The sequence below is a fragment of the Microbacterium testaceum genome, from assembly GCF_006539145.1.
In the GTDB taxonomy this organism is placed as follows: domain Bacteria; phylum Actinomycetota; class Actinomycetes; order Actinomycetales; family Microbacteriaceae; genus Microbacterium; species Microbacterium testaceum.
Map to the genome: position 1 here is coordinate 485250 of NZ_BJML01000001.1, position 25339 is coordinate 510588.

Genomic DNA, 25339 nt, shown 5'->3' on the forward strand with positions numbered 1-25339 from the left:
TTCTGTGCGGGGTTACGCTCTGGGCATGAAGACCGGCGCCGCGGGCGGCTTTGCGACCATCGACTTCGAGACGACGGGCCTCGTCCCCGAACGTGACGATCGTGCGATAGAGGTGTCCGTCGTGCACTCGGACCCGGACGGAACGATCACGGGGCAGTGGGAGACGCTGATAAATCCGCGTAGAGACCTGGGTGCACAACGCATTCACAACATCTCCGCTCGCGACATCATCAAGGCTCCTATTTTCGAGAGGGTCGCCGCCGAGCTGCTGGAGCTGCTGTCGGGTCGCGTGGTCGTCGCCCACAACGCGTCTTTCGACCTTCGATTCCTCAACGCCGAGCTCGATCGGATCGACTACAGGCGAGCCGACGACTTCGTCACGGCATGCACGATGCGCCTCGCCCGCACACATCTCGGCAGCGGCCTGGCCCTCGCGGATTGCTGCGATGCCTTCGGTATCCCGCTCGTGGGGGCGCATCGGGCTTCAGCTGACGCGCTGGCCACGGCCCGCCTCCTCGAAGCGTTCATCGCAAGCGGGGGGAGCGAGCAGTGGGATCCGCTTCTGCTGTCAGCCCCGCACCTGACGCCCTTCGATGGTGGGCGCGATGCGTGGCTCGCCCGGGACGAGGTGCCCCCCGTCACCCCCGGTTTCATCGACCGCATAGTGGTGCGGATCCCGGATGTCTCAGAGACCCATGAGCAAGCGGAGTATCTCGCACTCGTCGAGCGAGCCCTTCTCGATCGCTACCTCTCCGAGCACGAGACGGACGCCCTCGTCGCTCTCGCTGATCGGTCCGGGATCGGGCGGGACACCGCGCATCGGTTGCACCGCGACTATTTCACCGCGTTGGTCAACGTCGTCTGGGCCGACGGTGTCGTCACGGATGTCGAACGGGCGGACGTCGAGCTCGTCGCCGCTCTGCTCGACATCGACGACGAGATGGTGTCCCGTCTTCTTCTCGCGCCGCCCACGCGTTTGACGTCACCTCCGACGGTCGTCCTCCAGGAGTTCCTTCTCGCGCCCGGCGACGAGATCGTGCTCACCGGCGAGATGTCGCGTTCGAGGTCCGAGTGGGAGCGGGATCTTCGTTCAGCCGGCTTCGTTCCGAAACCCGCCGTGACCAAGCGAACAGCGATTCTCGTAGCCGCGGACCCCGACTCGCTGTCGGGCAAAGCGCGCAAGGCGCGGGACTACGGCGTCCCCGTCGTCGGAGAAGGCTGGCTGCGCGACCTGCTGGCGAGTGTTTGATGGGCGAGCGCAGGTTCGAATGGGGCGGTCTCAGCGCCGACCGCGGCGACTACGTGACCGCGGCGGAGGCACTGGCGATGCTCGAGGTGCTCGTCGTCGCCCAGGCCGACCTCGCCGTCACGACCGAGCTGCGTGACGGCGCCGCATGGGCGCGCTTCTCGCGTGGAGAGCGCTGGGCCGTCGTCTCGACGCCCGGCTCGCGGTGGTTCTCGGTCGAGACCGACACGGGCCACCGCCTGCAGATCGTCGACGCCAACACCTCGAAGGATCAGAGCGCCCAACTGCTCGCCGTCCATGTCGACGTGGCCGAGGCGTACGTCCGCGGCGAGGCGGTGCCGGTGCGCGCCGGTGGGCTCGGCGGTTCGGTGCTCGCGATCGACGTGAACGGACGGCAGGTGCTGTTGACACAGTCCGTCGGGCGCCGAGTGCGCGGTCTGTTCGGCCGATAGGCCCGGCGGCCGCTCCGGTCAAGCCGGTGCTCCTCGCTCGCGCTCTTGCCAGGCTGGAGGGGTACGCGACGAAGGGAAACCCATGAGCGACTCGCAGAACTCCGCACCCGCCGACGACGCCACCGACCTCGGCGACGACCCCACGGTCAAGCCGAGCCAGGAGAACGACGTCGACGAGGAAGCCAAGGCTCCCTCCAAGGACGATCCGAGCGCCGACCACCGGGCGACGGGAATCGGAGTCATCGGCGACGAGTGATCCGGATGCCGCGGAGCGGGCGTCGAGATCGTCGGCGGTCGCCCCGCGGGTCGGGGCGCGCCGCTCCACGGTGCTAATCTTGACCGGTCCGCCTCCGTAGCTCAGGGGATAGAGCGTTGGTTTCCGGTACCAAAGGTCGCTGGTTCGATTCCAGTCGGGGGCACATCGAGAAGGCCGCGATCATGACGATCGCGGCCTTCGGTCTTGCCGGGTTCAGCCCTCGTCGGTGACGGACCCGGTGGGCTCGGCGTCTTCGACGATGTGCTGCGAACCGAGCTCGTCCGCGACGGCCCGTCCCTGGTCCACGGCCTCTTCGCGGCTGGAGAAGCTCGCCGAGAGCTCGGGGCGGCCCTCGACCGCGTTCTCCCACTGTCCTCGGTTCGATCGTGTGGTCACGTCGTTCTGGCTCATGGCATCCATGTCACACCCGGGCTGTGTCCTCCACCCCCGTCTTGACAGGCGTTGTCAAGACCACCACGCGTTTCCGGCGAAGGCTGACATGCTGGGCAGTACCTTCGAAAGGGGTCTGTCATGAGTGTCGGAGCCGGCATCGCGCTGTTCGTCATCGGCGCCATCCTCGCCTTCGCGGTCAATCTCCCCAATGAGTTCGTCGACCTGACCACGATCGGGTACATCATGATGGGCGCGGGCGTCGTCGTCTTCCTCATCGGTGTCGTGCTGCTCGTGCGTCGCCGCCAGACCGATACGGTGACCCGCACCGAGGGAGCCGGGGCAGCCCACGTCACGCGCTCGACCACGCGCTCCTCGAACGACGACCTCGTCTGAGTAGCTCGGGGCCGCGCCCCGGAGAACGAGAATGACCGAACCCACCCCCACCGTCGCCTACGACCGGGCCGTCGACGATCTGTTCGACGGGCGCTACCGCCTCGGTCGCGTCCTCGGCCAGGGCGGATACGCGCGTGTCTACGAAGCCGTCGACACCGCTCTCGAACGCACCCTCGCCCTCAAGGTGATCGACGGCGACGGCGCCGACCCCTCCGACGTGGCCCGCGTGCGCTCCGAGATCCGGCTGCTCGCGTCCCTGTCGCACCCCTCGCTTGTAACGCTGTACGACGCCAAGCTCGACGCGCAGCCGGCCTACCTGGCCATGGAACTCATCGCCGGACCGACCCTGACCGACCGCATAGCGCGCGGACCGCTTCCGGGGCCCGATGTCGCCCGCATCGGTCGCGAGATCGCCGAGGCGTTCGCCGTCATCCACGGTCGCGGCATCGTCCACCGCGACGTGAAGCCCTCGAACATCCTCATCCGACCCGCCGCCCACGCCGGCGAGAGCCCGCGCGCGACCCTCGCCGACTTCGGCATCGCCTCGCTCGTGGGAGCGACGCGGGTGACGCGCGCCGACACGGTGATCGGCACCGCGGCGTATCTCAGTCCCGAGCAGGCCCGGGGGATGCCGGCCGGCCCCGCGAGCGACGTCTACGCGCTCGGACTCGTCCTGCTCGAGGCGCTGACCGGCTCCCGCCCCTTCGGATCCCGCACCCCGCACGAGGCCCTCGCCGCCCGTCTCGTCGCGGCTCCCGAGATCCCCGCGCAGATCCCGCCCGCGTGGCGTGAAGTTCTCGAGCGGATGACCGCGATCGAGCCGAACGAGAGACCGGATGCCACGGGCCTCATCTCCGAGCTCGGCACCCTCTCGGGGGTGACGGTGCCCGTATCGGCCCCGGCGAAGCCGGCCTCGCCTCTTCCGACGGCCGCCCTTGCCGGCAGCACCGGCCCCACGCGCGTCTTCGAGCCGTCCGCGAACCCGACTCGGCGCCGGGCCGAGACAAAGCCCTCGCCTCGCGCGCTCGTCATCGGCGCCGTCGTTGCGGTTCTCCTGGCCGTCGGAGGCATCGGCATCGCCGCAGCTGTCGGTTCCGGGGGCGGGGCCGACGAGCCCGCTCTGCCGTCGCTTCCCCAGCCCCTCGACCAGCACATGGACGACCTCTGGAAGCAGGTGGGTCCGTGATCCGCCGCGCCGCCCCCGCCGCGGGCCTCCTCCTCGCCGCGGCCATCGTCCTCACGGCGTGCACCCCGCCGGCTGCGACCCCCACGGCCTGGCAGCAGAACGTGCAGACCGTGGCCGATCAGGCCTCTGGTGGCGACTACGCCTCGGCTCTCGCGAGCCTGGATGCTCTCGAGGCCGACGTGGTCGCCCGCCGTGACGCCGGCGAAATCTCCGCGGACGAAGCCGACGGCATCCTGAGCCGGATCGCCACCGTCCGAGCCGACCTGACCTCTCTCGTGCCGACGCCGACGCCGACGCCCACAACGGATCCCGCGCCCACACAGTCGTCGGACACGGTCGTCGACGACGGTGGTGATGAGCCCGCCCAGCCGGCTCCGGACGACCAGAGTCCCGGCGGAAAAGACGACAAGGGACCGGGCAACGGCAATGGCAACGGCAAGGGCCCCGGCAAGAAAGACGGCTGAGCCGCTTCGCCCGGGTCGCGCCGAGGGGGTCGGAACGCGTGCGAGGATTGCCCGGTGCCGCGCCGCGTGACCGCTGAACTCGACCTCGATCTCGGGGCCTCCGTCGACCTCATCTTCCAGATCACCGCCGCACAGGGAGCACCCCTCGCGAGTGAGAACCTGACGTTCTCGCAGGGCGATCGTCACTACGCGCCGACCGAGCTCGTCGATCAGGCCGGGAGCCGGCTCCACCGACTCACCGCCGATCAGGGGCCGCTCTCGGTGCGGTACGAGGCGCTCGTGACGGGCCTCGCACACGGGCCGCGCACGAGCGATCTCGAGACCATCGGGTACCTCCGGCCGAGCCGGTACTGCCAGTCCGACGAGGTCTTCGCCCAGGCGCGACGTCAGTTCCTTGGGCTGTCGGGACGCGAGCTCCTGGCCGCGGTGTCGAGCTTCGTGGCATCCACCGTCACCTACACGCCCGGGCTCAGCACGGGCACCGACAGCGCCGTGACGACCCTGTCGACCGGTCAGGGCGTGTGCCGTGACTACGCCCACGTCGTGATCGCCCTCCTGCGCGCGATGGACGTGCCGGCTCGCTACGCGGCGTGCTTCGCCCCGGGACTGGAGCCGATGGACTTCCACGCCGTCGCCGAGGCGTACCTCGACGGGGCCTGGTACGTCATCGACGCCACGCGCCTCGCCGACCGCCGCTCGCTCGTGCGGATCGCCACGGGACGCGACGCGGCCGACTGCGCCTTCCTCAGCTTCCACGGCGGATACGTGGGGCTCGAGCGGATGCGCGTGGATGCCGTGCTCGAAGACGCCCCCGCTGCGGAGCCCGACGACCACGAGACCCTGGTGCGGATCGCCTGACGCGGCCTCCCAGGCGTCGCGCCCTAGACTTGACGGGTTATGGATCCCGCAGCCCTCTCCGCCGCCCTGCTCGCTGTCATCGCCCCGCTCGCCGAGGCGCGACGAGAGGGTTCCTCGGCCGGGATCACGGCCGCCGACCTGCCGCTCGAGCGGCCCAAGAACCGCGATCACGGTGACTGGGCGTCCAACGCCGCCCTGAAGCTCTCGAAGGTCATCGGGGCCAACCCCCGTGAGTTCGCGGCAGAGATCGCCGCCGGCCTCGAATCCGTCGACGGCATCGCGAGCGTCGAGGTCGCCGGCCCCGGATTCATCAACATCCGGCTGGACGCCGCGGCCGCCGGTGCGCTGGCCCGCACGATCGTCGAGCAGGGCGCCGCGTTCGGCTCGAACGACAGCCAGAGCGGCAACACGATCAATCTCGAGTTCGTCAGCGCCAATCCGACCGGTCCCTTGCACATCGGCCACACCCGCTGGGCGGCCCTGGGCGACGCGATCGCCCGCGTGCTCCTCGCGAGCGGGGCAACCCTGGTGCGCGAGTTCTACATCAACGACGCCGGTGCCCAGATGGAGCGATTCGGCCGCTCGGTGGTCGCCGCCATCGCCGGCGAGCCGACACCCGAAGACGGCTACGGCGGCGCCTACATCGCCGCTCTCGCCGAGCGCGTGCAGGCCGCCCGCACCGACATCCTCGAGCTCGACCGCGCCGAGCAGGTCTCGGTCGCCACCGAGCTCGCCTACGGCTTCCAGCTCGGCGAGATCCAGGCCTCGCTCGCGCGCTTCAACGTGCACTTCGACGTCTGGTTCTCGGAGCGCGACCTGCACGCCCGCATCGAGGGCAAGCCGAGCCTCGTCGACGAGGCTGTCGACCGCCTGCGCGAGCAGGGCCACGTTTTCGACGAGGACGACGCCGTGTGGGTGCGCACGACCGACTTCGGCGACGACAAGAACCGCGTCATCCGTCGCTCGAACGGCGAGTACACCTACTTCGCCGCCGACGCCGCTTACTACCTCAACAAGGGCGACCGCGGGTTCGCTCACAAGATCTACCTGCTCGGCGCCGACCACCACGGCTACGTGCACCGCCTCAAGGCGCTCGCCGGAGCCGCGGGCGACGACCCCGAGAAGGACATCGAGGTGCTCATCGGGCAGCTCGTCTCGATCAACGGTGCGCGCCTGTCCAAGCGGGCGGGCAACATCGTCGAGCTCGACGACCTGCAGGCGTGGCTCGGAACCGACGCCCTGCGCTACTCGCTCGCGCGTTACCCGGCCGACTCGCCGCTGACGCTCGACCCCGAGATCCTGCAGAAGCGCACCAACGACAACCCCGTCTTCTACGTGCAGTACGCCCACGCGCGCACGCACAACGTCGCGCGCAATGCCGCCGATTCGGGTGTGGACCGCTCCGAGTTCGCCCCCGAACTCCTCGGGCACGAGACCGAGTCGGCCCTCCTCGGCGCGCTGCAGGAGTACCCGCGCATCGTCGCGTACGCCGCCGAGGTGCGCGAGCCGCATCGCGTCGCGCGCTACCTCGAAGAACTCGCGGGTCTCTATCACCGGTGGTACGACAACTGCCGCGTCATCCCGCTCGGCGACGCCCCGGTCGAGTCCGTGCACCGCACGCGTCTGTGGCTGAACGATGCGACCGGTCAGGTGCTGCGAAACGGCCTCGACCTGCTCGGCGTCAGCGCTCCGGAGCGGATGTAGACGATGACGGATGCCACGGCCCCCCGCCGCCGCACCGGTCGGTGGATCGCCGTCCTCGTGGTCGTCGTCGTCCTGCTCGCCGGGGCGATCGTGGCCGCGGAGTTCATCGCTCGCTCGGTCGTCACCAGCACGGTGCGCTCGCTCGTGGTGAAGAACGTCGGTCTGCCCGACGATCAGAACGTCGACGTGTCGGTGGCGGGCCTCGTTCTGCCGCAGCTTCTGCGCGGACGCCTCGACGAGGTCGCCGTGTCGTCGAACGACGTGACCCTCGGGCCGATCACCGGCGACGTCCGGGTCGATCTGCGCGGCGTCCCCGTCTCGGGCGACGCGGCGGCGGACGGCGGAGTGGCTTCGGTGCGTCTCGACCAGGATCAGCTCAAGGCGCTGCTCGCCGAGGTGCCCGACCTTCCGGCCAGCACCGTCACCGTCGCCGCGCCCGACGTGAAGCTGGAGACCTCTCTCTCGCTCTTCGGCATCGCGATCCCCGTCGGCGTCGGGGTCACCCCCGGTGCCGCATCGGGTGATCTGACGCTCACGCCGTCGTCGTTCCAGGTGGGCGGCAACGCGATCGACGCCGACACCCTGCGCGGCCAATTCGGCGGCGTGGCCGATTCCGTTCTGAAGACGACGAGCCTCTGCATCGCGGACCGTCTCCCGAAGGGGCTCACCCTGACGTCGGCCACCGTCCAGGGGCAGGACCTCGTCGCGACCTTCGACGTGGCCGGCGGCATCCTGAACGATCCCTCCCTGCAGAGCGACGGCACCTGCGGCTGACCGTCCCGCCCGACGAAGAGCATCGCCCCGGACGTCCGCGTGTGCGTTCATCCCGGTCGCGTGCCGCGAAGCCCCCGCCCCTTCGGAACCGAGACAGTAGGGGCGGTCGTGTGGGAAAGGGGCGGCATGCGTCGTGCCCTAGACTGCAAGGACTGCCCGCCGCGTGACTCTCCGCGCGGGTGGGAGCCGTGATCCGCGGCCGTCGCGTCGCCGCAAAACCCGATTGGTCCCCCTGTGTCCGCCTCGCACTCCGCGCTCGTGCCCGCCTGGCTCACCGCCCCGGCCGAAGCGAACGAGCTCGTCGCCTCCGTCTGGCCCGCCTCGGCCCACCGCGTCGACGACGGGTCGGTCGAAGTCGGCGGGGTCTCGGTCTTCGATCTCCGTGACCGTTTCGGAACGCCGCTCTACGTCCTCGACGAGGACGAGGTGCGCGCCCATGCCCGTCGTGCGCGCTCCGCTTTCGATGCCGCGGCCGCACGCCACGGCATCCGGGCCCGCGTGTACTACGCCGGCAAGGCCTTCCTGTCGGCCGAGGTCGTGCGCTGGGTCGTCGCCGAGGGTCTCTCCGTCGATGTCTGCACGCGCGGGGAGCTCGAGGTCGCCCTCGCCGGGGGCGCCGAGCCCGCGCGCCTGGGCTTCCACGGCAACAACAAGAGCGTGAGCGAGCTCGAGCGCGCCGTCGAGGTCGGCATCGGTTCGGTCGTGGTCGACAGCCCGATCGAGATCGAGCGTCTCGCCGCGATCGCCGAGCGGCGCGGCGCCGTGCAGCCGGTGCTCGTGCGGGTGCGCACGGGCGTGCACGCCGAGACCCACGCGTTCCTGGCCACGGCCCACGAAGACCAGAAGTTCGGCTTCTCGCTCGAGGGCGCGGCCGAGGCCGTCGCCCGCATCCGCGAGCTGTCGAGCCTGCGGTTCGTGGGGCTGCACGCGCACATCGGCTCGCAGATCTTCGACTCCTCCGGTTTCCGCGAGTCGGCCGCGCGCCTGGTCGACCTGCACGCCGATCTGCTGGCCGGGGGAGAGATCCCCCTTCTCAACGTCGGCGGCGGCTTCGGCATCTCCTACACCTCGGTCGACGACCCGAAGCCCATCGAAGAGATCGCCGACGGCATCGTCGATGCCATCGCCGACGAGTGCGCGGTGCGCGGCATCCCGATGCCCGATGTCGCCACCGAACCGGGGCGCGTCATCGTCGGTCAGGCCGGCATCACGCTCTACGAGGTGGGCACGGTCAAGACCGTGACCGCGGGGGAGGACCTCGACCGCACCTACGTCAGCGTCGACGGCGGCATGAGCGACAACGCCCGCCCCGCGCTGTACGGCGCCGATTTCTCGGCGCGCCTCGTCTCTCGCGCGAGCTCCGAGACTCCCGCCCTCTCGCGCGTCGTCGGACGTCACTGCGAGTCGGGCGACATCGTCGTGGATGCCGAGTACCTTCCCGCCGACGTGGCACCGGGCGATCTGCTCGCGGTGCCCGCCACCGGCGCGTACTGCTTCTCCCTCGCGAGCAACTACAACTACACGCCGCGCCCGCCGGTTGTCGCGGTGCGCGACGGACAGGCCCGTGTGATCGTGCGCGGAGAGAGCATCGACGACCTGCTCGCGCGCGACGCCGGGATCCCGGCATCCGATTCCCCCCTTCCCCGAGGTACGACCTCACCACCCCACGGAGACACCGAATGACCGACTACCGCACGCTTCGCGTGGCGCTCCTCGGCGCCGGCGCCGTCGGCTCGCAGGTCGCCGACCTGCTGCTCAAGCACGGCGACGAGCTCGCCGACCGCGCCGGAGCGAAGCTCGAACTCGCCGGCATCGCCGTGCGCAATCTCGACGCCAAGCGCGACGTCGATCTCCCTCAGGAGTTGTTCACCACCGACGCAGACACCCTGATCGTCGGAAGCGACATCGTCATCGAGCTGATGGGCGGCATCGAGCCCGCACGCACGCAGGTGCTGCACGCGATCGCCTCGGGCGCCGACGTCGTCACCGCCAACAAGGCGCTGCTGGCCACGCACGGCTCCGAGGTCTTCGAGGCCGCCGATCAGGTGGGTGCCGAGGTGTACTACGAGGCCGCCGCCGCCGGTGCCATCCCGATCATCCGCCCGCTGCGCGACTCGCTCGCCGGCGACCGGGTGGTACGCATCATGGGAATCGTCAACGGCACGACGAACTACATCCTCGATCGCATGGACACCGAGGGCGCCGACTTCGCCGACGTCCTCGCCCAGGCGCAGGCCCTCGGGTACGCCGAGGCCGATCCCACCGCCGACGTCGAGGGCTACGACGCCGCGCAGAAGGCCGCGATCCTCGCCAGCCTCGCGTTCCACACGACCGTCCCGCTGGATGCCGTCCACCGCGAGGGCATCACCTCGGTCGACGCCGCGATGATCGAGTCGGCGCGTCACGCCGGGTACGTGATCAAGCTGCTCGCGGTGTGCGAGCGTCTGGCCGCCGAGGACGGCGGTACCGAATCGATCTCCGTGCGCGTGTACCCGGCCCTCGTCGAACGCACCCATCCTCTCGCGAGTGTGCACGGTGCGAACAACGCCGTCTTCGTGCAGGCCGAGGCCGCGGGCGACCTGATGTTCTACGGTGCCGGCGCCGGTGGCGTGCAGACCGCCTCCGCGGTCCTCGGCGACGTCGTCTCGGCAGCGCGCCGCCACATCGCGGGTGGTGTGGGCGTCGGCGAGTCGACGCGCGCGAACCTCCCGGCCGTGCCGATCGGTCGCGTCATCACGCGTTACCAGATCACCCTCGAGGTCGACGATCAGCCGGGCGTCCTCGCGACGGTCGCCGGGATTCTCAGTGAGGGGCGCGTCTCGATCGCGACGGTCGAGCAGACGGTCATCGAGGCGACTCCGGATGCCGGAGACTCGGGCGCTGCGACAGGCTCAGCGACCGGAGCGGGATCCGCCCGCCTGGTCATCGGAACACACAAGGCACGCGAGCAGGATTTGAGCGAGACCGTCGAGCGTCTCGCCGCGAGCGGCGTCGTCGAGCGCGTGGTCTCCGTGCTGCGCGTGGAAGGGAATTGACATGGCACACCTCTGGGGCGGAGTCCTCCGCGAATACGCCGACCGTCTGGGTGTCACCGACGCCTCCACTGTCGTCACCCTCGGCGAGGGCGGCACGCCGCTGCTTCCGGCGCCGGCGCTCTCGCGCCGCACCGGCGCCGACGTGTGGGTGAAGTACGAGGGGATGAATCCCACCGGGTCGTTCAAGGATCGCGGCATGACCGTGGCTCTCTCGCGTGCCGTCGAGCACGGCGCCAAGGCCGTCATCTGCGCCTCGACCGGCAACACCTCGGCCTCCGCCGCCGCGTACGCCGCGCACGCCGGCATCACCGCCGCGGTGCTCGTGCCCGAGGGCAAGATCGCCATGGGCAAGCTCAGCCAGGCCGTGGCCCACAACGGCCGGCTCATCCAGATCCGCGGCAACTTCGACGACTGCCTCGAGATCGCGCGCGAGCTCGCCGACCACTACCCGGTGCACCTGGTCAACTCGGTGAACCCCGACCGCATCGAGGGGCAGAAAACCGCCGCCTACGAGGTCGTCGAGGTTCTGGGCGACGCCCCCGACTTCCACTTCATCCCCGTCGGCAACGCCGGCAACTACACCGCCTACTCGCGCGGCTACCGCGAAGAGGCCGCCCGCGGTGTCTCCACCCGCGTGCCGCGCATGTTCGGCTTCCAGGCCGCCGGCTCCGCGCCCCTCGTGCGCGGCGAGGTCGTCAAGCAGCCCGAGACCATCGCGAGCGCGATCCGCATCGGCAACCCCGCGTCGTGGGAGCTGGCTCTCGAGGCGCGCGACGCCACCGACGGCTACTTCGGCGCGATCGACGACGCCGGCATCCTCGAGGCGCAGAAGATCCTCGCCGGCGAGGTGGGCATCTTCGTCGAGCCCGCCTCCGCGATCAGCGTCGCGGGTCTGCTCGAACGCGCCGAGGCCGGGGTCGTCCCCGCGGGCGCCAAGGTCGTCCTCACCGTCACGGGCCACGGGCTCAAGGACCCCCAGTGGGCCCTGCGTCGCGCCGACGGCACCGACGTCTCGCCCACTGTCGTCGACGCCGCCACCTCGGAGGTCGCCTCCGTGCTCGACCTTCAGCCGGTGACCGCGTGAGCTCAGGCCCCGGTCGTCGGGTCGCCGTCCGCGTTCCCGCCACCAGCGCGAACCTCGGGCCCGGCTTCGACACCCTCGGCCTCGCCCTGAGCGTCTACGACGAACTCGTCGTCGAGCAGCTCGACGGCGATCGCCTCGAGATCGAGGTCGAGGGCGAGGGGACGGTCGACGTCCCCCGCGACGCCTCGCACCTCGTGGTGCGCGCGATGGCGCACACCTACGCCTCGGTCGGTCGCTCCCTTCCGGGGCTCCGGCTGACGGCGCACAACGTGATCCCGCACGGGCGCGGCATGGGGTCGTCGGGGGCCGCGGTGGTCGCCGGCATCCTGGCCGCCAAGGGCCTGCTCGAGGGAGAGGCCGCCTTCAGCGACGTCGACCTGCTGCGCCTGGCCACCGAGATGGAGGGCCACCCCGACAACGTCGCGCCCGGCCTGTTCGGCGGACTCACCATCGCGTGGATGGATGCCGCCGGCCCCCAGCACAAGCAGCTCATCGTCCACCGCGGCGTCTCTCCGCTGGTCTTCGTCCCGAGCTTCACCATGTCGACCGCGGTGGCGCGGAGCCTGCAGCCCCTGCAGGTGCCGCGCGAGGATGCGGTGTTCAACGTCTCGCGTTCGGCTCTGCTGATCGCGGCGATGACGCAGAGTCCCGAGCTGTTGATGGCGGCGACCGAAGACAAGCTGCACCAGAACTATCGCGCGCAGGCCATGCCCGAGACCGATCGGCTCGTGCGGGCCCTCCGCGCGGAGGGGTACGCGGCGGTCGTGTCGGGAGCCGGGCCCAGCGTGCTGGTGCTGGCCGACGGGCCGGGGCAGCGACTCGAGGCGGCGGATCTTATGGCATCCGTGGTCGACACCCCGTGGCAGGCGCTCATGCTCGCCGTCGACGTCAAGGGTGGTACAGTGAAAAACGCAGAGGGTTCCGCGTAACTTCGCGAATCTGAGCCTCTGCACCACCTGCGAAATCCGCAACACATCGCGAACCCGGTATCGGCTGCAGTCTCCCGAACCGCTGGTGTCCTTCGTCTGCGTTCTGCACGGCGAAGCGCGATCTGATCACGTTTCATTTTCTGAGGAGCACTCGTGGAGTCCATCTCCGAGACCCAGCCCGTCGACGCGCCCGAGGGCGCCGAGACCCCCGCCGACGAGCAGCCCACGGCTGCGGCGGAGGGCACCGACACCGAACAGACCCCCGAGGGCGCCGACGCCCCCGCGGCCGAGGAGCCCGCTGAGGCGGCCGCCGACGCGCAGCCCGAGGCGCTGTTCACCGACGACGCCCTCGCCGCGCAGGCCCCGGCCGAGGCGGTCGCGGACGCGCCCGCCGCCGATGCACCCGCGGCCGATGCTCCCGCCTCGGAGGCGCCTGTCGCCGCTGCTGCCGCGGAGCCCGCCGCCGAAGAGGCGGCCCCGGTCGAGAAGCCCGCACGCGCCCCGCGCAAGCGTGCCCCGCGTCGCGCCAAGAGCGCGACCGCCGAAGAGACGGCCGCCGCCGAAGCCGCCGCCGCCGAAGAGAAGGCCGCCGCTGACGCCGCCGCCGCCGAGGCGCCCGCCGCCGCCGAGGCGCCCGCCGCCGAGGCCGCGACCGACGAGTCCGCGACGACCCCCGTCACCACGGCCGCCGACGTGGCCGCCGACGCCGAGACAGAGACCCCCGCGGTCGCCGCTGACGCGTCCGCCGCCGAGGCGCCCGCCCCCGACACCGCGCCCGCCGAGGGCGACGCCGAGCAGGCCGACGCCGCGCCCGCCGACGGTGCCGCCGCGCCCGCCGACGGTGCCGCCGAGCAGGCCGACGAGGCCCCGGCCCGCGGCCGTGGCCGCAGCCGCTCGCGCAACCGCAACCGCAACAAGGCCGATGCCGACAAGGCCGAGGCTCCGGCCCAGCCCGCCGCCGACGAGGCCGAGGCCCCGCAGCAGCAGGGCGGCCAGCGCGACAACGCCCAGCGTGACAACGCCCAGAACGGCCAGCAGGCCCAGCAGCAGCAGGGCGGGGCGACCAACAGCCGCAACCGCCAGCGCAACAAGCGCCGCGGCCAGACCCCCACGGGCGACGAGTTCGAGACCGAGATCGGCGAGGACGACGTGCTCGTCCCCATCGCCGGCGTCCTCGACGTGCTCGACAACTACGCGTTCGTGCGCACCACCGGTTACCTGCCCGGCCCGAGCGACGTCTACGTCTCGCTCGGTCAGGTCAAGAAGTACAACCTCCGCAAGGGCGACGCCGTCGTCGGCGCCATCAAGCAGCCCCGCGAGGGCGAGCAGCAGGGCCGTCAGAAGTACAACGCCCTCGTGCAGGTCGACTCGATCAACGGCCTGTCGGTCGACGACGCCGCCGCTCGCGTCGAGTTCAACAACCTCACGCCGCTCTACCCCCAGGAGCGCCTGCGCCTGGAGACCGGCCCCGAGAAGCTCACGCAGCGCATCATCGACCTGGTCGCCCCGGTCGGCAAGGGCCAGCGCGGCCTGATCGTCGCCCCGCCCAAGGCCGGTAAGACCATCGTTCTGCAGCAGATCGCCAACGCGATCGCCACGAACAACCCCGAGGTCCACCTCATGGTCGTGCTCGTCGACGAGCGCCCCGAAGAGGTCACCGACATGCAGCGCACGGTGCGCGGCGAGGTCATCGCCTCGACGTTCGACCGCCCGGCCGAAGACCACACCACGGTCGCCGAACTGGCCATCGAGCGCGCCAAGCGCCTGGTCGAGCTCGGCCGCGACGTCGTCGTGCTGCTCGACTCGATCACCCGCCTCGGCCGCGCGTACAACCTCGCCGCCCCCACCTCGGGCCGCGTGCTCTCGGGTGGCGTCGATGCCTCGGCGCTCTACCCGCCCAAGCGCTTCTTCGGCGCTGCGCGCAACATCGAGAACGGCGGATCGCTCACGATCCTCGCCACCGCTCTCGTCGAGACCGGCTCCAAGATGGACGACGTGATCTTCGAGGAGTTCAAGGGCACCGGCAACAGCGAACTGCGCCTGAACCGTCAGCTCGCCGACAAGCGCATCTTCCCGGCCGTCGACGTCAACGCGTCGAGCACCCGCCGCGAAGAGATGCTGCTGTCGAGCGACGAGGTCAAGATCACCTGGAAGCTCCGTCGCGCGCTGGCCGGTCTCGAGCCCCAGCAGGCCCTCGAGGTCGTGCTCGGCAAGCTCAAGGAGACCCAGTCCAACGTCGAGTTCCTCGTGCAGATGCAGAAGTCGATCCCGGCGCCCGCGCGCGGCGGTGACGACAACAGCATCCGCTGATCGGGGCGGGAGGCGCGATGTCGGAGCCCGCGATGTTCGAGTCGGTCCGCGGACTGCTCGAGGAGCACAAGGCCGTCCAGGAAGAGCTTTCCGACCCGGCCGTGCACGCGGACGCCGCGCGCGCCAAGCGCGTCAACCGGCGGTACGCCGAGCTGTCGCGAATCGTCACGGCGCACGAGGCCTGGGTCGCGGCATCCGACGACCTCGAGGCCGCTCGCGAACTCGCGCGAGAGGACGAGGCGTTCGCCGACGAAGTGCCAGGGCTCGAAGAGCGGGTCGCCGAGACGCAGGAGCGTCTGCGGCGTCTGCTCATCCCGCGCGACCCCGACGACGCCCGCGACGTCATCATGGAGATCAAGGGCGGCGAAGGAGGAGCGGAGAGCGCTCTCTTCGCGGCCGACCTGCTGCGGATGTACCTGCAGTACGCGGCGTCCATGGGCTGGAAGACCGAGCTCCTCGAGCGCACCGAGTCCGACCTGGGCGGCTACAAAGACGTGCAGGTCGCGATCAAGGGATCGTCGAGCGACCCCGCGCAGGGCGTCTGGGCCCACCTGAAGTACGAGGGTGGTGTGCACCGCGTGCAGCGCGTACCGGCGACCGAGTCGCAGGGGCGCATCCATACTTCGACCACGGGTGTGCTGGTCTTCCCGGAGGTCGACGAGCCCGAAGAGGTCGCGATCGACCCCAACGATCTCAAGATCGACGTGTTCCGCTCGTCGGGTCCCGGCGGACAGTCCGTCAACACGACCGACTCGGCCGTCCGCATCACCCACGTGCCCACGGGCATCGTCGTGTCGATGCAGAACGAGAAGTCGCAGCTGCAGAACCGCGAGGCGGGCATGCGCGTGCTGCGCGCCCGCCTTCTCGCCAAGCAGCAGGAGGAGCGCGACGCGGTCGCCGCCGACGCGCGCAAGTCGCAGATCCGCGGCATGGACCGCTCCGAGCGCATCCGTACGTACAACTTCCCCGAGAACCGCATCGCGGACCACCGCACCGGTTACAAGGCGTACAACCTCGACCAGGTCATGGACGGCGCCCTCGGCCCGATCATCGAGTCGGCCATCACCGCCGACGAGGAAGCGCGTCTCGCGGCCCTCGCCGACTCCTAAGCTCGGGTGGTGCTCACCGCCGCCCAGATCGTCACCTTCGACGACACTCCGCCCCCGCCCGGGCTCTCACCGTGGGTCGGCTCGCCCGAGCAGGCGCGGCACATCGAGATCGTGGAACCGGATGCCGACTGGCCGGGGGTCTTCGACACGCTCCGCGCGGGCATCGTCGAGGCGCTCGGCGAGCGAGCGCTGCGGATCGAGCATGTGGGTTCGACGTCGGTGCCGGGGCTGGCCGCCAAACCCGTCATCGACATCGACCTGATGGTCGCCGACACCGACGACGAAGACGCCTACGTGCCCGCCCTCGAGTCGCTCGGGTTCGTGCTCCGCGTGCGCGAGCCGTGGTGGCTCGGGCACCGCTGCCTGGTCTCGGCCGAGCCGGCCGCCAACCTGCACGTGTGGCCGCCCGACAGCCCCGAGGCGGCGCGGCACCGCATCTTCCGCGACTGGCTTCGCACAGACGCGGCCGATCGGGAGCGGTACGCCGCGGTCAAGCGCGAGGTCGCGGCCGACGGCTTGATGAGCGAGTACAACGCCCGCAAAGAGGGCGTGATCCGTGAGATCTACGCACGAGCATTCGTGGCCGCGGGGCTTTTGCCCTGACGTCCGCGGTGCCGGCGTGCGACCGTCCGTCCATGACGGTGCGGGATCTCCGGCCCGGACGCAGTTCGGGACGCCCCGGCGGTCGGCGACGTGCCGGATCTCCCGCGCGCCATCGCTGAGTGGTCAGGAGCCCCATACGGGCGGGTGGGGGAGCGGACCGCGACGGCTTTCGAGCTGCGCGGCGAGCGACAGCAGGACCGCCTCGCCCCCGGGACGCCCGACCAGCTGGACCGAGACCGGGTGGCCGGTGCCGTCGGCGACGACCGGGAGCGTGATCGCGGGGAGCCCCGCGACGTTGACGAAGCTCGAGTACGGCGCGTATTCGACCTGCATCGCGAACGTGCGCTCGGGGCTGTGCCCCGCGTACGCGCCCACCGGTTGGGGAGCCTGCGCGAGAGCGGGCATGAGGACGGCGTCGAAGGCGGCGAAATCCGCGATCGTCCGCCGCTCGAACGCCCGTGCGGCGGCGAGCCCGTCGAGCAGGTCGAGAGCGTCGAGCCGGCGTCCCTCCCGCACGAGCCACGCGGTCAGCGGTTCCACGAGTTCCATGTCGGCTTCGCCGAGAGGAATCCGCGCCGCGCTCGCCCGCCAGAGCACATGGAACAGCGACGCGTATCCGACCGGATACCAGTCGGCATCCGTCACCGCGTGGCCCGCGTCGGCGAGCCAGGCGGCGGCGGTGTCGAAGGCGTGCCGGGCGTCTACGTCGAGGCGGATGTCTTCGTCGTCGTCCCACGGAGAGACGGTGGTGGCACCGATGCGGAGGTCGACCTGCTCGCGACGCGCGGCTGCGACGAACGGCCCGGTTCCCGGAGCGGCCGTGGCGTAGCGGAACGGGGCGAGACCGACGAGCGCGTCGAGCAGCAGCCCGGCGTCCTCGGCCGAGCGCGCGATCGGCCCCGTCACGGACAGGCCGTCGGGGGAGTCGAAGCCGGAACCGAGGGGCAATCGCCCGCGCGAGGGCTTCAGCCCGACGACGCCGACGGTCGAGGACGGGATGCGGATGGACCCGCCACCGTCCGACCCCACGGCCGCGGGCAGAAGGCCTGCCGCAACCGCGACCGCGGCACCCCCGCTCGACCCGCCCGCTCCCGAGGACGGGCGCCAGGGGTCGCGGGTCGGGGCGTGGATGAGCGGCTCGGTGAAGCCGGTCAGACCGAATTCCGATGTGCTCGTCTTGCCGAGGTTGATGGCCCCGGCGGCGTCGAGGGCGTCGGCGAGAGGGTCGGATGCCACGGGCACGTGGCTCACGCGTGCCCTCGACCCGTAGCGGGTGGCGACGCCGGCGCGCGCCACGAGATCCTTATCGGCCAGCGGGACGCCCCAGAGGGCGCCGTGCGGGGTGCCGGCGCCGATTGCGTCGGCGCGGTGGAGGGCGGCGTCCGGGGTCGTCTCGACGAAGGCGCCCAGGTCGGAGAACCGGGCGATGCGGTCGAGATAATGTGCGGTCAGCTCGCGCGGACTCACCGTCCCGCTCGTCAGCTCCGCGAGCTGCGCGACCAACGTCAGATCGTGCAGGCGCGTCATGCCACGAGCCTACGGTGTCGGGACCGTGCGACATCCGGCCGGCGGTCTGCGCGTCCGCAGCCCCGTCGCAACACGCCGGTGACGGGGCTCGGCGATGTCGCGACCGGATCTCAGCCGGCGCGCTCCCACGCGGCCACGTCCGCGTCGAGTTGCGCGAGCACCTCGCGCGGAGAGTGACCGAGATGGTGGCGGAACGCACGATGCAGGTGCGAGAGATCGCTGAATCCCCACTTCGCGGCCAGATGCGTCATCGTCGCCCGACCGCGCTCGGCCCGCAGGTCCTCGGCGCACGCGAGGACACGCGTGCGCATCACCGTCTGTCCGTAGGTCAGGGGCGCGCTTTCGTACAGTTGGTGGAGCTTGCGCACCGAGATGGCGAAGTGGCGGGCCATCGCGGCGGGGGAGGTGTCGGCGAACCGGACGTGCCGTTCGAGATGGTGCTCGATGCTCCGGCGCAGCACCTCGTCACCGCCTGCCTCCTCGCGGAGGGCGTCGGTTCGCGTCGAGGGGGAGAGCGCGCGACTGAGGGACGCCACGGCTGCTCCCACAGCATCCGCTTCGCTGTCGCTCATTCGCGGCGCCTGTGACCACGACGAGCGCAGGGTGTCGGCGAGGACGGCACCGAGCCCTGTGCCCGTCGAGAACGTGCGGGCCGTGGCCTCGGCCCGCAGGCTCTCGGGTACGTCGCGTACGGGAACGGGGAACGACACGGTGCGCCACGGGTCGAGGTAGTCCAGAGTGAACGAGCGGGTGGCATCCACGATCGTGAACGTCCCGGGGCCCCCTCTCCGAAGAGCATCTCGGTCTCCGCCTGCAGGCGCGCGAGTTCGCCGAGACCGTCCTCAGCCAGGTCCCCGACCTCATCGCGCCGATCCCCGACCCTCTCGACCGGTTCCGCGCCCTGAAGCCCTTCTATCAGCAGATGGTGGATGCCGGTTTCGTCAAGGGCCTCATCCCCGTCGAGAACGGCGGGCACCGCTTCAGCAACCTGCAGTTCGCGCTCGCCTGCGAGGAGCTCGCGCGCGTCGAGATCAACACTCCGACCATCGTCCTCGGTACGGGTCTCGGCACGTTCCCCATCATCACGGCGGGCACACCCGAGCAGAAGGAGCGCTTCCTCGCGCCGTTCGTCGACGGCAGCCCGGCTCTCGCGGCCATCGCTTTCACCGAGGCCGCCGGGGGCGCCAACTTCGACCACCCCGATCCCCGTTACGGGGTGCAGACCTTCGCCGTCCGCGACGGGGACGAATGGGTCATCAACGGCCGCAAGGCATACACCACCAACGCCTCCGGCTGGGACGACGATGGAGCCGACATCATCAGCGTCGTCTGCCGCATCGACGAGACGAAGCCGCCGGCCGAGTCGCTCGCGATCATCGTGGTCGAGAAGGGCACGCCGGGCGTCACGTTCTCGGGCATCATCGACACGATCGGCCACCTCGCCACCAACTCCCCGTACGTGGACTTCGTCGACGTACGCGTGCCGGTCGAGAACCTGATCGGCGCCCCCGGCGACGGGCTCGCGCTGACGAAGGGGTCGTTCTCGTGGACGTGCTCGAGCATCGCCGCGGCGGCGGTCGGCAAGATGCGCCGCGCGTTCGAGATCGCGTACGACTTCGTCTCGACCGAGAAGCGCTCCGGCAGCGTGCCGGTCATCGACCACCAGAACGCCGGCTACATGCTCGCCGACATCAAGACCCGCATCGAGGTGGGCCGCTACTTCGCCTGGAAGGCCGCGGACCACTTCGACAAGACCGGGGGCCTCGACCGCGAGCTGTCGAACATGTCGAAGATCTACAACTCCGAGCTGTCGGTGCAGACCGTCTACGACGCGATGCGCCTCGTGGGCGTGGACTCGTACGGCGACCGCGCTCCACTCGGCGACATCATGCTGGATGTGCTCTGCCTACCCATCTATGACGGGGGCAATATGGGCGTGCGTCGCCGGCATCTGCACGAGATGCTGCGTACCCCCGGGTACGACCCCCTGGCCGCGGCGGAGAACCGCCTGTCGGTCTGATCGAGCCGCTTCTGTGCGGGCCCGCGGCGATGGCGGGTCCGCACAGGAGTGTTCAGATCCAGTACTCGGGCGTCGTCAGCACCGCACGGGTGTCTTCGCCGGCGCGGCGCTGACGCGCAGTGGCGGGCACGCCCACGAGCACGCTGTCGGCCGGTGCGTCTCGCGTGACGACGGCGTTCGCCCCCACGACGGAGCGAGCCCCGAGAGTGATCGGCCCGAGGATCTTCGCCCCCGCGCCGACCGCGACCCCGTCGTGCAGGGTGGGGTGGCGCTTCCCGCCCTCGCGCTGACGACCGCCGAGCGTGACGCCGTGATACAGCATGACGTCGTCGCCGACCTCGGCGGTCTCGCCGATCACGACGCCCATGCCGTGGTCGATGAAGAAGCGGCGTCCGATCGTGGCACCGGGGTGGATCTCGACCCCGGTGAGCCACCGCGTCACCTGCGACAGGGCGCGCGCGGGGAAGCGCAGGCCGCGCCGCCAGAGGCGGTTCGCGATCCGGTACGACCAGACGGCGTGCAGGCCCGGATAGAGCAGGGCGATCTCAAGACCGCCGCGCGCCGCGGGGTCGCGGAGTTTGGCGGCCGAGATGTCGTCGCGCAGGTGGGAGAGGGCCCCCACGTCAGTCTTCGCGCAGGTGCTCGTAGAGCGCGGTCGAGAGGTACCGCTCGCCGTACGAGGGGATGATGACGACGATGTTCTTGCCGGCCGCCTCGGGGCGGCGCGCGACCTCGAGGGCCGCCCAGATCGCCGCACCCGACGACATGCCGACGAGGATGCCGTCCTTGGCCGCGGTCTCGCGGGCGAGGCGGATCGCGTCGTCGAACTCGACGTCGATCACCTCGTCGATGATGTCGCGGTCGAGGATCGCGGGCACGAAGTTGGGGCCGATGCCCTGGATCTTGTGGGGTCCGGGGTGGCCCTTCGTGAGCACGGGGGAGTCGGCGGGCTCGACGGCCACGACCTTCACTCCGGGTACGCGCTCCTTGAGCACCTGGCCGACGCCGGTGATGGTGCCGCCGGTGCCGATGCCGGCGACGAAGTAATCGACCTTGCCGTCGGTGTCGCGCAGGATCTCTTCCGCCGTGGTCTTGCGGTGGATCGCGGGGTTCGCCTCGTTCTCGAACTGGCGGGCCCAGACCGCGCCCGGCGTCTCGGCGACGATGCGCTTGGCCTCGTCGACGGCGTGCGACATGCCCTTGGTCGGGTCGGTGAGGACGAGCTCCGCCCCGAAGGCTTTGAGGAGGATGCGGCGCTCCTTCGACATCGACGCCGGCATCGTGAGAATGACCTTGTAGCCGCGGGCGGCGCCCACCATGGCGAGGGCGATGCCGGTGTTGCCGCTCGTCGACTCGACGAGCGTGCCGCCGGGCTTGAGCTCGCCCGAGGCCTCGGCCGCGTCGACGATCGCGATGCCCAGGCGGTCCTTGACGCTCGACGCGGGGTTGTAGAACTCGAGCTTGGCGAGGATCTGGCCGCCGGCGCCCTCGGCGACGCGGTTGAGCCGCACGAGCGGCGTGTCGCCGAATGCAGAGGTGATGTCGGAGTGGATGCCGGGCATGGCTCGCCTTTCGCCGTCGGTCGGGACGCGATCATTTTAGGCGAGCCTTCCGACACCGCCGGCCCGTGTGACGCCGCGCGACTAGGCTGGGCTCCCGTCATGCCAGAGACCGTCCCGCCCCCTGCCCCCGTCGCCGTTTCCGTCGCGGATGCCGTGCGCTCCGCCGCGCAGCGACTGCACGCAGCGGGAGTGCCCGACCCCCAGGTCGACGCCGAGTTGCTTACGGCCCATGTCCTCGGCTCCTCCCGCGGTGGCGTTCAAGCGGCCGCGGTCCGAGGGGACCGGATGCCGGAGCCGGCCGCGCGGGCGCTCGCCCCTCTGATCGACCGCCGCGCGGCTCGCGAGCCGCTGCAGCACCTCACCGGTCTCGCCCCGTTCCGCTCGATGGAGCTCGCCGTGGGCCCGGGCGTCTTCGTCCCGCGCCCCGAGACCGAGATGGTGGCCCAGCTCGCGATCGACGCGTTGCGCTCCGCGGCATCCGAGGCTCCGATCGCGGTCGATCTCGGCACCGGCTCCGGAGCCATCGCGCTCGCGATGGCCACGGAGGTGCCGCATTCGCGCGTGTTCGCAGCGGAGAACTCGGTCGACGCGTTCGTCTGGACGAAGCAGAACGTGGCCCGACTCCGCGCCGAAAACGTCACGCTCGCCTTCGTCGATCTCGCCGACGCGTTCCCCGAACTCGACGGAACCGTCTCGGTCGTGGCATCCAACCCTCCCTACGTCCCGGATGACGCGATCCCGCGCGATCCCGAGGTGCGCCTCTACGACCCGCCGGCGGCGCTGTACGGAGGACCGGACGGCCTGGATGCCGTGCGCCACCTCAGCCGCGTCGGACTCCGCCTCGGCCACTCCGGTGCGACTCTCGTCATCGAGCACGGCGAGTGGCAGGGGGCGGCGATTCGCGACATCCTCACCGCCGACGGCTGGCGCTCGGCTGCGACCCACCCCGATCTGACGAGCAGGGACCGCGCCACGACCGCCACCCGCCCGTGACCACGCGGGTGGCGGCGCGCGACTAGACTGACGCGCGTTATGTCACCCGTCTACGACTGCCGTGACGAATCGCAGCTGCTGTCCGGGATGCGCCACGCGCGTCAAGCGATCGGCCGCGGCGAACTCGTCGTGCTCCCCACCGACACCGTCTACGGAATCGCCGCAGACGCGTTCAACGCGCGCGCCGTCGCGGGCCTGCTCGAGGCGAAGGGGCGCGGGCGACAGCAGCCGCCGCCGGTCCTCGTTCCCGGTGTCGGAACGCTGCGGGCCCTCGTCGCAGAGATCCCTCCCGCCGTCGACGACCTCGTCCGCGAGTTCTGGCCGGGTGGACTGACGATCGTGCTCCCCGCGCAGCCCTCGCTCTCGTGGGACCTCGGTGACACCCACGGCACGGTCGCGGTCCGCATGCCCGCGCAGAAGATGACGCTCGAGCTCCTCGAAGAGACCGGGCCGCTCGCTGTGTCGAGCGCGAACCTCACGGGTCGCGCCGCGGCGGTCGACATCGACTCCGCCCGCGACATGCTCGGCGACAGCGTGGCCGTCTACCTCGACGCCGGCGTCAGCGAGACGGGCATCGCCTCGACGATCATCGACGCGACGACGCTCGTCGGGGGAGCAGAACCCCGGATCCGCGTCTTGCGCGAGGGGGCGATCTCGCGCGACCGTCTGCGCGCGGTGGTGGGCGACCTCCTCGAGCCCGATCCCGTCGACGACGTCGCCGATCCGTTGGCGGCGCCGTCCGCGACGACCCCGGATGCCGAGGCGCCGGGTCCGTGACCCAATACCTCCTCACCATCCTGTTCACGGCGGCGGTCACGCTCGCGCTGTCGTGGGTGGTGTGGAAGCTCGCCCTGCGGTTCAAGCTGTACCCCGGCATCCGTGACCGCGACGTGCACAAGACTCCGACCCCGCGGCTCGGCGGCGTCGCCATGTTCCTCGGCGTGGTGGCGGCCTTCGCGCTCTCGAGCAAAAACCCGTACTTCGCGATCTTCTGGATCGACCCCGTGCCGGTGCTCTCGCTCCTCGGCGCGGTGCTGCTCATCGTGCTCGTCGGCGTCGCCGACGATCTGTGGGATCTCGACTGGATGATCAAGCTCGGGGCGCAGTTCGTGGCGGCCGGCGTCATCGCCTGGTTCGGTCAACTGCAGATCCTGTCGCTTCCGATCGGCGCTCTCACGGTGGGATCGAGCTGGGTGAGCTTCCTGCTGACCGTGTTCGCGATGGTGGTGGTCATGAACGCCGTGAACTTCATCGACGGTTTGAACGGCCTGGTGGCGGGCGTCTGTCTGATCGCGAACGGCGTCTTCTTCGCGTACTCGTACCTTCTCGTGCGCGACACGGGAGCGAGCACCTACTTCAACCTCGCCTCCTTCATCGCGGCGGTGCTCGTGGGCGCGTGCCTGGGGTTCCTGCCGATGAACTGGACTCCGGCCAAGCTGTTCATGGGCGATGCCGGGGCGCTCATGCTCGGGCTGCTCATGGCGAGCTCCGCCGTCGCGATCACCGGTCAGCTCGACCCCGCCGTTCTCGACCCGGAGAAGATCGGCCGTTCCCAGCTGCTCGGGGCGTTCATCCCCATCCTGCTGCCCGTGGTCATCGTGCTGCTCCCCCTGCTCGATTTCGGTCTCGCGGTGGTGCGGCGGCAGTGGGCGGGCCGGTCGCCCTTCTCCCCGGATCGCAAGCACCTTCACCACCGCATGCTCGATATGGGGCACACCGACCGTGACGCGGTCCTCATCTTCTACAGCTGGACCGCCGTGGTGAGCCTCGCGTTCCTGCTGATGTACATCGGCACCCAGCAGGGCTGGCCCGGCGACTATGCGATCGGCATCGCCTTCGGCGTGACCGGCGTCGCCGCGTGCGCCGTCCTCACGCTCCTGCCCTCCCAACACCGTCTGCGGCTGACCCGCCGCCCCCGACCCACCCGACCGGAGTCCCCCTCATGAGCAGTGTTCCCCCCGCCCCTCGCCGCCCTCTCTCCAGTACCCCGGTGCTGCGCACCGCCCTGGTCTGGGGCGGCATCGTGACGGCGGTGCTCCTCGTTCTCGGTGCCGCGCTCGGCTTCCTCGTCGGAGGTGGGGGAGGCCTCGGCAGCGCGCTGTCGGGCGTCGCCGTCAGCGCGATCTTCCTCGCGGTGACGGCCATCAGCATCCTCGTGGCGAACCGCTGGTTCGGCGATCCCCTCTACGTTCCGATCTTCTTCGGGATCGTCCTGGGCGGCTGGCTGCTCAAGCTCATCCTGTTCATCGTGGCGATCGTCGTGCTGCGCGGACAGGGCTGGGTCGACCCGGTCGTGTTCTACGTGGCGCTCGTCGTCAGCGTGATCGCCTCGCTCGCCGTCGACGTGGTGGTGCTCCTGCGCATGCGCATCCCGAGCGTGAGCGATGTGACCCTGCCCACCGACCCCGACGCGGGCGAACGCCGATCCTAGGCCCCCGTAT

General features: G+C 70.7%; 26 protein-coding genes, 1 tRNA gene and 1 pseudogene. 23 read left to right on the forward strand and 5 right to left on the reverse strand.

The genetic code is table 11. From position 1 onward, the window contains the following. Positions 1 to 25 precede the first annotated feature (25 nt). From MTE01_RS02375 to MTE01_RS02385, 4 genes are all read left to right on the forward strand, one after another. Positions 26 to 1249: an exonuclease domain-containing protein gene (locus tag MTE01_RS02375; RefSeq protein WP_170210591.1), complete on the forward strand. Its 1224-nt coding sequence runs from the start codon at positions 26 to 28 to the stop codon at positions 1247 to 1249. Further along, positions 1249 to 1698 carry a hypothetical protein gene (locus MTE01_RS02380; protein ID WP_103210210.1) on the forward strand — a complete coding sequence of 150 codons (450 nt, stop codon included), beginning with the start codon at positions 1249 to 1251 and terminating at the stop codon, positions 1696 to 1698. Before MTE01_RS02375 ends, MTE01_RS02380 begins: the two co-directional genes overlap by 1 nt. Before the next feature lie 82 nt (positions 1699 to 1780). After that, positions 1781 to 1954 (forward strand): hypothetical protein, encoded by a 174-nt coding sequence (locus MTE01_RS16935; protein ID WP_170210592.1) that lies wholly within the window; start codon positions 1781 to 1783, stop codon positions 1952 to 1954. Between the two features lie 90 nt (positions 1955 to 2044). Beyond that, a tRNA-Arg gene (locus MTE01_RS02385) sits at positions 2045 to 2117 on the forward strand. Positions 2118 to 2167: 50 nt separating this feature from the next. Here MTE01_RS02385 and MTE01_RS02390 read toward each other — a convergent pair. Further along, positions 2168 to 2365 (reverse strand): DUF2188 domain-containing protein, encoded by a 198-nt coding sequence (locus MTE01_RS02390; RefSeq protein ID WP_103210844.1) that lies wholly within the window; start codon positions 2363 to 2365, stop codon positions 2168 to 2170. A gap of 120 nt (positions 2366 to 2485) precedes the next feature. Between MTE01_RS02390 and MTE01_RS02395 the strand changes: the two genes are divergently transcribed. The 13 genes from MTE01_RS02395 (at position 2486) to MTE01_RS02455 (ending at position 16796) form a co-directional block, all read left to right on the forward strand. Further along, complete coding sequence (locus tag MTE01_RS02395) at positions 2486 to 2740, forward strand: DUF6458 family protein (protein WP_103210212.1); 255 nt, start codon at positions 2486 to 2488, stop codon at positions 2738 to 2740. A 31-nt stretch (positions 2741 to 2771) separates the two neighbouring features. Further along, a complete protein-coding gene (locus tag MTE01_RS02400) occupies positions 2772 to 3926 on the forward strand; it encodes a serine/threonine-protein kinase (RefSeq protein WP_141375497.1) in 1155 nt (384 codons plus the stop codon). Continuing rightward, complete coding sequence (locus MTE01_RS02405; protein WP_141375498.1) at positions 3923 to 4390, forward strand: hypothetical protein; 468 nt, start codon at positions 3923 to 3925, stop codon at positions 4388 to 4390. Before MTE01_RS02400 ends, MTE01_RS02405 begins: the two co-directional genes overlap by 4 nt. Positions 4391 to 4444: 54 nt before the next feature. Continuing rightward, a complete protein-coding gene (locus MTE01_RS02410) occupies positions 4445 to 5248 on the forward strand; it encodes a transglutaminase-like domain-containing protein (RefSeq protein WP_141375500.1) in 804 nt (267 codons plus the stop codon). 39 nt (positions 5249 to 5287) lie between these two features. Further along, on the forward strand, positions 5288 to 6952 hold the full coding sequence (argS, locus tag MTE01_RS02415) for an arginine--tRNA ligase (RefSeq protein ID WP_141375502.1): 1665 nt from the start codon (positions 5288 to 5290) through the stop codon (positions 6950 to 6952). A gap of 3 nt (positions 6953 to 6955) precedes the next feature. Continuing rightward, positions 6956 to 7726, forward strand: coding sequence for an LmeA family phospholipid-binding protein (locus MTE01_RS02420; protein WP_141375504.1), 771 nt, complete (start codon positions 6956 to 6958; stop codon positions 7724 to 7726). 234 nt (positions 7727 to 7960) lie between these two features. Continuing rightward, positions 7961 to 9409, forward strand: coding sequence for a diaminopimelate decarboxylase (gene lysA, locus MTE01_RS02425; protein WP_174799627.1), 1449 nt, complete (start codon positions 7961 to 7963; stop codon positions 9407 to 9409). Then, positions 9406 to 10761, forward strand: a complete 1356-nt coding sequence (locus tag MTE01_RS02430) for a homoserine dehydrogenase (RefSeq protein WP_103210225.1) — start codon at positions 9406 to 9408, stop codon at positions 10759 to 10761. The genes lysA and MTE01_RS02430 overlap by 4 nt, the downstream gene beginning before the upstream one ends. A 1-nt stretch (position 10762) precedes the next feature. After that, positions 10763 to 11845, forward strand: coding sequence for a threonine synthase (gene thrC / locus MTE01_RS02435; RefSeq protein ID WP_103210227.1), 1083 nt, complete (start codon positions 10763 to 10765; stop codon positions 11843 to 11845). Further along, positions 11842 to 12774, forward strand: coding sequence for a homoserine kinase (thrB, locus tag MTE01_RS02440; RefSeq protein ID WP_141375508.1), 933 nt, complete (start codon positions 11842 to 11844; stop codon positions 12772 to 12774). Before thrC ends, thrB begins: the two co-directional genes overlap by 4 nt. Positions 12775 to 12927: 153 nt before the next feature. Next, positions 12928 to 15084 (forward strand): transcription termination factor Rho, encoded by a 2157-nt coding sequence (gene rho / locus MTE01_RS02445; protein WP_174799628.1) that lies wholly within the window; start codon positions 12928 to 12930, stop codon positions 15082 to 15084. A gap of 32 nt (positions 15085 to 15116) precedes the next feature. After that, on the forward strand, positions 15117 to 16193 hold the full coding sequence (gene prfA / locus MTE01_RS02450) for a peptide chain release factor 1 (RefSeq protein WP_141375510.1): 1077 nt from the start codon (positions 15117 to 15119) through the stop codon (positions 16191 to 16193). A 9-nt stretch (positions 16194 to 16202) separates the two neighbouring features. Next, positions 16203 to 16796 (forward strand): GrpB family protein, encoded by a 594-nt coding sequence (locus MTE01_RS02455; protein ID WP_141375512.1) that lies wholly within the window; start codon positions 16203 to 16205, stop codon positions 16794 to 16796. A 123-nt stretch (positions 16797 to 16919) separates the two neighbouring features. Here the strand turns inward: MTE01_RS02455 and MTE01_RS02460 are convergent, their stop codons facing one another. Both MTE01_RS02460 and MTE01_RS02465 read right to left on the reverse strand, forming a co-directional pair. Continuing rightward, a complete protein-coding gene (locus MTE01_RS02460) occupies positions 16920 to 18323 on the reverse strand; it encodes an amidase (RefSeq protein WP_141375514.1) in 1404 nt (467 codons plus the stop codon). A gap of 110 nt (positions 18324 to 18433) precedes the next feature. Beyond that, on the reverse strand, positions 18434 to 19084 hold the full coding sequence (locus MTE01_RS02465) for a helix-turn-helix domain-containing protein (protein WP_141375516.1): 651 nt from the start codon (positions 19082 to 19084) through the stop codon (positions 18434 to 18436). Between the two features lie 38 nt (positions 19085 to 19122). Here MTE01_RS02465 and MTE01_RS17480 point away from each other — a divergent pair. Then, positions 19123 to 19449 (forward strand): annotated as a pseudogene (locus MTE01_RS17480) (acyl-CoA dehydrogenase family protein); the annotation flags it as partial. Between the two features lie 30 nt (positions 19450 to 19479). Continuing rightward, positions 19480 to 20343 carry an acyl-CoA dehydrogenase family protein gene (locus MTE01_RS17485; RefSeq protein ID WP_371861595.1) on the forward strand — a complete coding sequence of 288 codons (864 nt, stop codon included), beginning with the start codon at positions 19480 to 19482 and terminating at the stop codon, positions 20341 to 20343. Between the two features lie 52 nt (positions 20344 to 20395). On the opposite strand, the gene epsC is transcribed toward MTE01_RS17485, so the two are convergent. Together epsC and cysK are read right to left on the reverse strand one after the other, a co-directional pair. After that, the gene (gene epsC / locus MTE01_RS02475) at positions 20396 to 20965 is read right to left on the reverse strand and encodes a serine O-acetyltransferase EpsC (protein WP_141375520.1); all 570 of its coding nucleotides are present in this window, start codon (positions 20963 to 20965) and stop codon (positions 20396 to 20398) included. A gap of 1 nt (position 20966) precedes the next feature. Continuing rightward, positions 20967 to 21905 carry a cysteine synthase A gene (gene cysK, locus MTE01_RS02480; protein ID WP_141375522.1) on the reverse strand — a complete coding sequence of 313 codons (939 nt, stop codon included), beginning with the start codon at positions 21903 to 21905 and terminating at the stop codon, positions 20967 to 20969. 99 nt (positions 21906 to 22004) lie between these two features. Between cysK and prmC the strand changes: the two genes are divergently transcribed. Genes prmC through MTE01_RS02500 form a run of 4 tightly spaced genes read left to right on the forward strand, consistent with a single transcriptional unit; the run spans position 22005 to position 25329 of the window. Beyond that, complete coding sequence (gene prmC / locus MTE01_RS02485; RefSeq protein WP_141375524.1) at positions 22005 to 22898, forward strand: peptide chain release factor N(5)-glutamine methyltransferase; 894 nt, start codon at positions 22005 to 22007, stop codon at positions 22896 to 22898. 39 nt (positions 22899 to 22937) lie between these two features. Beyond that, positions 22938 to 23675: an L-threonylcarbamoyladenylate synthase gene (locus MTE01_RS02490; RefSeq protein WP_141375526.1), complete on the forward strand. Its 738-nt coding sequence runs from the start codon at positions 22938 to 22940 to the stop codon at positions 23673 to 23675. Further along, a complete protein-coding gene (locus MTE01_RS02495; protein ID WP_103210246.1) occupies positions 23672 to 24844 on the forward strand; it encodes an MraY family glycosyltransferase in 1173 nt (390 codons plus the stop codon). Before MTE01_RS02490 ends, MTE01_RS02495 begins: the two co-directional genes overlap by 4 nt. Continuing rightward, positions 24841 to 25329 (forward strand): Cg1360 family ATP-synthase-associated protein, encoded by a 489-nt coding sequence (locus MTE01_RS02500; protein WP_141375528.1) that lies wholly within the window; start codon positions 24841 to 24843, stop codon positions 25327 to 25329. Before MTE01_RS02495 ends, MTE01_RS02500 begins: the two co-directional genes overlap by 4 nt. The last annotated feature ends 10 nt before the right edge of the window (positions 25330 to 25339 follow it).